At 69.6% G+C, this 6,982-nt stretch carries 10 protein-coding genes, 1 pseudogene and 1 riboswitch; of the genes and pseudogenes, 3 read left to right on the top strand and 8 right to left on the bottom strand.

What is annotated here, in order from left to right:
- From A5659_RS04075 to A5659_RS04065, 3 genes are all read right to left on the bottom strand, one after another.
- Nucleotides 1–857 (bottom strand): PA domain-containing protein (locus tag A5659_RS04075; protein WP_156748815.1); only part of this gene is annotated, 857 nt, incomplete at its 3' end.
- Between the two features lie 53 nt (nt 858–910).
- Entirely contained in the window at nt 911–1,336 is a 426-nt protein-coding gene (locus A5659_RS04070) for a DUF2752 domain-containing protein (protein WP_066872434.1), read from the bottom strand.
- An 18-nt stretch (nt 1,337–1,354) separates the two neighbouring features.
- A complete protein-coding gene (locus tag A5659_RS04065) occupies nt 1,355–1,702 on the bottom strand; it encodes a CD225/dispanin family protein (protein ID WP_066872431.1) in 348 nt (115 codons plus the stop codon).
- 335 nt (nt 1,703–2,037) lie between these two features.
- Between A5659_RS04065 and A5659_RS04060 the strand changes: the two genes are divergently transcribed.
- Together A5659_RS04060 and A5659_RS04055 are read left to right on the top strand one after the other, a co-directional pair.
- A complete protein-coding gene (locus A5659_RS04060; protein ID WP_067179426.1) occupies nt 2,038–2,568 on the top strand; it encodes a serine/threonine protein kinase in 531 nt (176 codons plus the stop codon).
- A 91-nt stretch (nt 2,569–2,659) separates the two neighbouring features.
- Nucleotides 2,660–3,181 (top strand): serine/threonine protein kinase, encoded by a 522-nt coding sequence (locus A5659_RS04055; protein WP_067142311.1) that lies wholly within the window; start codon nt 2,660–2,662, stop codon nt 3,179–3,181.
- Nucleotides 3,182–3,184: 3 nt separating this feature from the next.
- Here the strand turns inward: A5659_RS04055 and A5659_RS04050 are convergent, their stop codons facing one another.
- From A5659_RS04050 to thiO, 4 genes are read right to left on the bottom strand one after another with little or no spacing between them, the layout of a single operon-like run.
- On the bottom strand, nt 3,185–3,952 hold the full coding sequence (locus A5659_RS04050; RefSeq protein WP_067021778.1) for an SGNH/GDSL hydrolase family protein: 768 nt from the start codon (nt 3,950–3,952) through the stop codon (nt 3,185–3,187).
- Nucleotides 3,949–4,707 carry a thiazole synthase gene (locus A5659_RS04045; protein ID WP_066877924.1) on the bottom strand — a complete coding sequence of 253 codons (759 nt, stop codon included), beginning with the start codon at nt 4,705–4,707 and terminating at the stop codon, nt 3,949–3,951. Before A5659_RS04045 ends, A5659_RS04050 begins: the two co-directional genes overlap by 4 nt.
- A gap of 7 nt (nt 4,708–4,714) precedes the next feature.
- Nucleotides 4,715–4,912 (bottom strand): sulfur carrier protein ThiS, encoded by a 198-nt coding sequence (gene thiS, locus A5659_RS04040; RefSeq protein WP_066872420.1) that lies wholly within the window; start codon nt 4,910–4,912, stop codon nt 4,715–4,717.
- Nucleotides 4,909–5,931: a glycine oxidase ThiO gene (gene thiO / locus A5659_RS04035; protein WP_067021792.1), complete on the bottom strand. Its 1,023-nt coding sequence runs from the start codon at nt 5,929–5,931 to the stop codon at nt 4,909–4,911. The genes thiS and thiO overlap by 4 nt, the downstream gene beginning before the upstream one ends.
- A 1-nt stretch (nt 5,932) precedes the next feature.
- A riboswitch (TPP riboswitch) is annotated at nt 5,933–6,070 on the bottom strand.
- Nucleotides 6,071–6,107: 37 nt separating this feature from the next.
- On the opposite strand from thiO, the gene thiE reads away from it, so the two are divergent.
- Nucleotides 6,108–6,779: a thiamine phosphate synthase gene (thiE, locus tag A5659_RS04030; RefSeq protein WP_067179424.1), complete on the top strand. Its 672-nt coding sequence runs from the start codon at nt 6,108–6,110 to the stop codon at nt 6,777–6,779.
- Here the strand turns inward: thiE and A5659_RS04025 are convergent.
- Nucleotides 6,751–6,982, bottom strand: a pseudogene (locus tag A5659_RS04025) (DNA mismatch repair protein MutT); the annotation flags it as partial. The gene thiE and the pseudogene A5659_RS04025 overlap by 29 nt on opposite strands.

Below are 6,982 nucleotides of genomic sequence, written 5' to 3'. Positions count from 1 at the left end.
GCGGCCACGCCCGATCCGTTGTCGTTGATGCCCGGCCCGTCGGGAACGCTGTCCAAGTGGGCCCCGGCCATCACCACGTCGGTCGCCGACCCGGTCTTGGTCTGCGCAATCACGTTGCGGGCGCGGAAGCTTTGGACGCTCGCGTTGAGTTTGATGGTGGTGGGGCCGGGCTGGCCGCGCAGCTGCACCCCCACCGACTTGGTGACGCTCAGCACCGGAATCTTCACCTCGGTGGTCGGGCCGAGCGTGCCGCCCATCTGTTGTTCGTCGACGTTGTCGGCGATGATCATCGCCACGGCGCCGCGCTGTGCCGCGGCGTTTTCCTTCTGTGCGAACGGGCAGGTGCCGCGGTCCACCAGCACCACGGCGCCCTGCAGCGGCAGGGCGGCGTAGTCGGCGGCCGCGCAACCCAAGTTGTCCGGCGGTGCGGCGAGGAGCGGCCCGCTCACGCCGGCCGGCGGGGTGCCCAGGCTGAAGTCCAGCGCGTGCGCCTCCACCGACTTGCCGCCGACGGTGAGCTCCGGCTTCTCGGCGTGGAACACGCGCGCCGAGAATTCCGGGGTCTGCACGTCAAATCCGCTGCCGCGCAAGACGTTCACCACATAGTCGACGCTGGCCTCGTAGCCGGGCGTGCCCACCGCCCGGGTGCCGTTGTTGGCGTTGGCGATGTCTTGCAGCTTGGTCAGGTGGGCCATCATCGCGTCGGTGGTGACCTTGTCGCGCAGGCCGGCGGCGAATTCGGCCGCGCCGGGGTGCGTTTGCTGCGAGTCGGACGACCGATGCGAGCAGCCGGTCGAGAACGCGGTCAGGGCGATCACGGCCAGCATCGCCGGAATCGTCGTGGATTTGTTCACCATCGCGCCCCAGGTTAGACCGCTGCCGAACCGGCCCGGATCAGGACACGGCGGTATCAGACATGCAGTGCGCTGAAGGGCGCAAAGGGGATGTTGCGCACCACGAACCAGGCCAGCACCAGCGACAGCGTCACGGCGGCGGCCCAGCGCCGGTGCTGCCAGCTGCGGATGCGCCGGCCCACCAGGCGCCCGTAGGTCCAGGAGAAGTAGGCCCACGCCAGCAGCGCGACAGCCGCCAGGCCCAACGCGTTGAACCTGGCGGCCGCCAACAGGTTGCCGTGCAAGAGCGAATACACCATCCGCAAGCTGCCGCAGCCGGGACAGTCGATCCCCAACAACGCCTTGGTGGGGCAGACCGGCAGCGGACCGTTCGGTGTGGTCGGGTCACCCGCCCAGATGGCGGCGCACATCAGCGTCGTGGATGCGGCCACGACCAGTGGCGCACCCAAGCTCGCGTGCGCCGCCCCCCAGCGGGTCACCATGATCGAACTCTAGAACCTTTAGAACATCGCGGCGAGTGCCGCGTTGGTGTCCGTGTTGAGCGCGCCGACCGCCATCAAAATGCCGTAGATGATGCCCACCACGATGCCGATGGCTACCGACCAGATCACCCATTTCTTGGCACTTTCGGCGGACGCCTGCGCCTCGGCATAACGTCCCTGCGCCCACAACCCATTGACCTGGCTCGACTTGACTATCGCCACGATTCCGAAGGGAAGACAGCAGAACAGGGTCGCCAGAATCGACCACACCAGATAGTTATTCGGTGCTTCGCCGGCCGGCTGCTGCGGCGGGTAACCGGGAGACGGCGGCGGGTAATTGGGCGGCGGAGGAGGGGGTTGTGTCATGGATTCTCCAGTCCAGAGAAGTTAGCTGACGTAAAGCGGTCTAACCATACCCGAGCGGACTCTGATCGGCACTAGCAATGCAAAATCTGGTTTAGGCCGGGCCGGGCGCAACGCGCCGGAGACGCCACCGCATTCACCGGGCGGCTCGATTACCGCCGGACTCAACATAATTCGCCAGCGGGCGGCGCAAGCCGCGCGGCACTATCATTTTCCTGGGCCTCTGCCCGTTGAGCCGACGAAGGATGCCTACACAGACAATTGCCTGCGGAACGTATTGCTTTACCACGACATAGACCTACTATCCGTGTTTAGAAGCCGCCGTTAAGGAGCCATTCATGTCTGATTTCAGCAACGTGCTGAGGGCAGCGGTCTTAACGGCCCTCATGGCCGGTTCGGCCTTAGCGGGCGGCGTCACTGCGAGCGCGGACCCGGCCACCACCGGCAACCCGTCGGATATCAACGCGCTTGCGGCCTCGCTGTCGAAGGGCTACGGCCTGAACAACTGCACCGCCGGAAACATCGACCGCAGCACGCAACTGGCGGTACTCACCTGCGGGCAGAGTCCCGACCCGAGCGGCCCGGTTCAGGCCAAGTACGTCCTGTTCACCAACGCCGAGAACTTGGCCACCTCGTTTAAGGCCACCATCAAAGAGGACGTCCTGACCCCCTGCGGGGACGCCACCCAGTCGCCGTCGACCTGGCACAAGGACGGCGCCGCCGACAGCGCCGGTCAGGCGGCCTGCGGCACGTACCGCAACGGCGCCGAGATCATCTGGACCACCGACGCCAAGAACACGCTGAGCTACCTGCGCGCGTCCAACACCGACGTGGCCGCGCTCTACCGGTGGTGGCGCGCCAACGGGTGAGATTCGGCGAAGGGCCGCAACCGATTCAAGAACAGATGACCGAGAGACGTTCGCCCCTCTTTATTTCCATCAACCGCAGGGAGTCAGGAAAATGTCACATCTCAACACCGCGCTGCGAGTCGTGTCGGCCGCAGCCTTAACGGGCAGTTTGGCTTTCGCGGGTTGTGCCACCGCAAGCGCCGAACCCAACACGGGTAACGCGGCGGACCTGAACACGCTGGCCGCCTCGCTGTCGAAGGGCTACGGCCTGAACAACTGCAAGTCCCAAGAGCTGACCGAGGCAGGCGAGCTGGCCGAACTGGTGTGCGGGCAAAGCCCCGACTCCAGCGGACCGGGATCGGGTGTCTACGCGCTCTTCTCCAACAGCACGAACCTGGGCTCCGCGTTCAGTTCCACGATCAAGGACGTGTCCCTGGCCGCGTGCGGGGACGCCGGGCAGTCACCGGGAACCTGGAAGCAGAACGGCCAGACGGGCGGCCAGATCGCCTGCGGCACCTACAAGAACTACGCGACGCTGACCTGGACCACCGACGCCAAAAACGTGTTGGGACATCTCACGTCGGCCAACTCCGATGTCAACGCGCTCTACCAGTGGTGGCGCACCAACGGCTGACGCTTAGAGCGCGGCCGCAACCAGATCCGCTACCGCCCGCATCCCGTCGGCGTTCGGGTGCAACGGAGCGGGGCGTCCGGGCAGTGACACACCCAAGCGGGTCGGCAGCGTCGTCCAGGGCTCTGCCGACCATGCGTGGTGCTCCCGGCTGGCCGCGGCGGCACGGATGAGTCCGCAGCCGGTCGCCGCGGCGGCATCGGCCGTCATCGTCTCCAGCGTCGCGGCCACGTGGCGACCAAGGTCGGCGTCGGCGCTCGACAGCGGCGCGGCCGGCACACCCGGCGGCGGCAGCATCGTCAGGTAGTCGACGAAGAATATCCGTGCCCCCGCGCACCGGTGGCGCACTTCCCGGCCGACCGCGCACAGCGATTCAAACACCGCGTCCAAGGCCGCATCTCGCGCTTGGCGGTCCAGCAGTTCGGTGATGCGGTCCCCCAGCAACGGCAGGTGCCGCAGTGCCCGCGGCAGCGACGCCGCCATCAGCAGCGGGATGTAGCCGACGTCGTTGCCGCCGATGGTGACGGTGACCAGACTTTCGGTGCCGTCCAGCGCGGCGATCTGGGGTGGCGCCCCGCGCTGGCTTTCGGTGAGCACGTGGGCGGTGGTCGCCCCGGAAAAGGTGACGTCGACCAGGTCGTAGCCGTGACGCTGCGCGATCAGGTGGGCGTAGTTGCGTGCGGATCGACCCGACCATCGCGGAGCCCCTGCCGCGCGGGGACGGATGCCCGGGCCCGCGGCCATCGAACTGCCTAGCGCCACATAACGATTCATTGACTTAGGCTGGGGCTGGAAGCCTGCGCCCAGAACCGCTTCGGGATCCGTCCGGCGCGGCGGGCCAGATACCCGGCCGTGACCGCGGCGGCCATCGCGGCGGCCATCGCCGCCGGATCGGCGGCCCGGGTCACCGCGGTCGCCAGAAGTACGGCGTCGCAACCCAATTCCATCGCCAGCGCGGCATCGCTGGCGGTTCCGATGCCGGCGTCGAGCACCACCGGAACGCCGGCCCCGGCGACGATCATCTCGATGTTGTGCGGGTTGGTGATGCCCAGGCCGGTGCCGATCGGCGAACCCAGCGGCATGACGGCCGCGCAGCCGGCGTCCTCGAGCCGGCGCGCCAGCACCGGATCGTCGTTGGTATAGGGCAGCACGACGAACCCGTCATCGACCAATTGCTCTGCGGCTCGCACCAATTCGACCGCGTCGGGCAGCAGCGTGCGTTCGTCGGCGATCACCTCGAGCTTGATCCAGTTGGTGTTCAGCGCCTCGCGCGCCAACTGTGCGGTGAGCACCGCCTCGGCCGCGCCGCGGCATCCCGCGGTGTTGGGCAGCGGCGTGATGCCCAGCCGGTTGAGCAGATCGAGCAATCCGGTGCCGCCCTCGGCGTCGACGCGGCGGATCGCGACGGTGGTCAGTTCGGTGCCCGAGGCCACCAGCGCCTCTTCGAGCACCGCCAGGTTGCTCGCGCCGCCGGTCCCCATGATGAGCCGCGACGCGAAGCTGCGGTCTCCGATGGTCAGTTTGGGCACCTCGGATTTAGCCACCTTGCACCGCCGTCACCACCTCGAGCCGGGCACCGTCGAAAAGCTCGGTGGCCCAACGGGATCGCGGCAGCACCGTGTCATCCATGGCCACGGCCACCCCGCGGTCCGGGAACCCCAGGGACTGCAGTAACGCGGCGACCGTGATGGGCGCGTCGACGTCGACCTTCTGTTCGTTGACCAGAACGATCATGGGTGTGCTCCCACCGGGGCCAGTTCGGACACGATCTGTTCTGCCGTCCAGGGCGCCAACAGGAATCCCGACCGGCCGTGGCCCGCGGCGACCAGCGTCCGCGCATCCAGGCGATGCACCAACGGCAGATTGTCCGGGGTCATCGGGCGCAGACCGGCGGCGCATTCGGCCAACTCGTATTCGCCCAGCGCCGGCAGCACCGCGCACGCGTCGTCGAGCAGGTCGCGCACCCCCGACACGACCGGGGCCGTGTCGCGCCCGTGCTCGTACTGGGTGGCGCCGACGACCACTCCGTCCGCGCGGGGCACCAGGTACACCTGCCGTCCGTGCACCCGGGCACGAATCACCCGCCGCGGCAACGGCATACAACCCTTGCGCCACCGCAGCCGCAGCACCTCGCCCTTCACCGGGCGCACCGGCAGGCCCGGCCACAACGCCGGCGCGTCGATGCCGTTGGCGATCACCACCGCGTCGGCCTCGACGCGCGACAGCTCGTGCACCGCCGGCGCCCACCGCACCCCGAGGCGCTCACACTCGGCGGCCAGCGCGTCGAGCACCGCGCGGTTGTCCACGGCCAGTTCGGTGGGCGCCCGGAAGCCGTGCCTGATGCCCTGCGCCAGCAGCGGTTCGACGTCGCGGGCCGCCGATTCCCAGACCACCGGGTGCCCCTGGCCGGACAACCAGTCCGCGACGGTGCGCAGGTCGGCGACGTCGGCGCGGTCGACGGCCACCACCAGCGACTCGCGCGCGGTGACCACCCCGGGCGGCAGCCCGTCGGTGAAACCGCCCTCGCGCCACAGCCGCAGCGATTCCAGGCCCAGCCGCAGCAACCGCTCCTCGCCGGGCCAGCCTTCGCTGTGCGGCGCCAGCATGCCGCCGGCCACCCAGGATGCGCCCTGGTGGTCGCTGCGATGCACCCGCACCGACCAGCCGGCCTGCGCGGCGCGGCGCGCCACCGCCAGCCCGATGACGCCGCCGCCGACGACGGCCAGGGACCCCAGTGGGGGTCCCGAGGGCATCCCGGTCATTCTCGAGCCTCCCTTCGCCGGCATGATCCGGATCAGGTGTGACGGTAAGGGCAGGTCCGGGTGGCTCCGGCTGTGCCCACTCTCAGCCCCGCAGTCGCCTCGACTACCCGGGACTCCCGTGTCTGGTGGTTCTCTTCGGCTCCACGCTAGCGCGCTAGCGTCTCGGTGTGCATCAACCTCTTGCCCGGCTGGCCGCGGCGCGACTCTATCTGTGCACCGACGCGCGCCGTGAGCGCGGCGATTTGGCCGAATTCGCCGACGCCGCCCTGGCCGGCGGCGTGGACATCATCCAGCTGCGCGACAAGGGTTCGGCCGGTGAGCAGCGGTTCGGCCCGCTGGAGGCGCGTGAGGAGCTGGCGGCGTGTCAGGTCCTGGCCGCCGCGGCACGCCGGCACGGCGCCCTGTTCGCCGTCAACGACCGCGCCGACATCGCCCGCGCGGCCGGGGCCGACGTCCTGCACCTCGGCCAGGGCGACCTGCCGCTGGGGATCGCGCGCGACATCGTCGGGCCGGACGTGCTGCTCGGCTCGTCCACCCACAGCGCCGATCAGGCCGCCGCGGCCGCGCGCAGCGAAGCGGACTACTTCTGCGTCGGGCCGTGCTGGCCCACGCCTACCAAACCGGACCGCGCGGCACCGGGCCTGCCGCTGGTGAAGGTGGCCGCCGGGCTGGGAACCGACAAGCCGTGGTTCGCCATCGGCGGCATCGACGAGCGCCGGCTGCCCGAGGTGCTCGACGCCGGCGCCCGGCGCATCGTGGTGGTGCGTGCGATCACCGCGGCCGCCGACCCGCGGGCCGCGGCCACGCGGCTCAGTTCGGCGCTGGCAGCAGCGCGCTGATCCGGCGGGCCAGCTGCGAGGGCGCCTGGTCGGCCTCCGACGGGGGCCCGGGCATGCACCAGACGAAGACGCCGGTCTCGATCTCGATCGTGCGCGGCAGGTATCGCCGTCGCTCGTCGCCGTCGCCCAGCGGCAGCACCGCCGGCGCGGTGCGCAGCCGCTGCCAGCTGGCCGCGAAGCCCGGGTGCAGCGGCAGGTCGGCC

This window comes from Mycobacterium sp. 1165196.3, assembly GCF_001673415.1.
GTDB classification, from domain to species: domain Bacteria; phylum Actinomycetota; class Actinomycetes; order Mycobacteriales; family Mycobacteriaceae; genus Mycobacterium; species Mycobacterium europaeum_A.
This window is presented reverse-complemented; position numbering and strand designations above follow the sequence as displayed.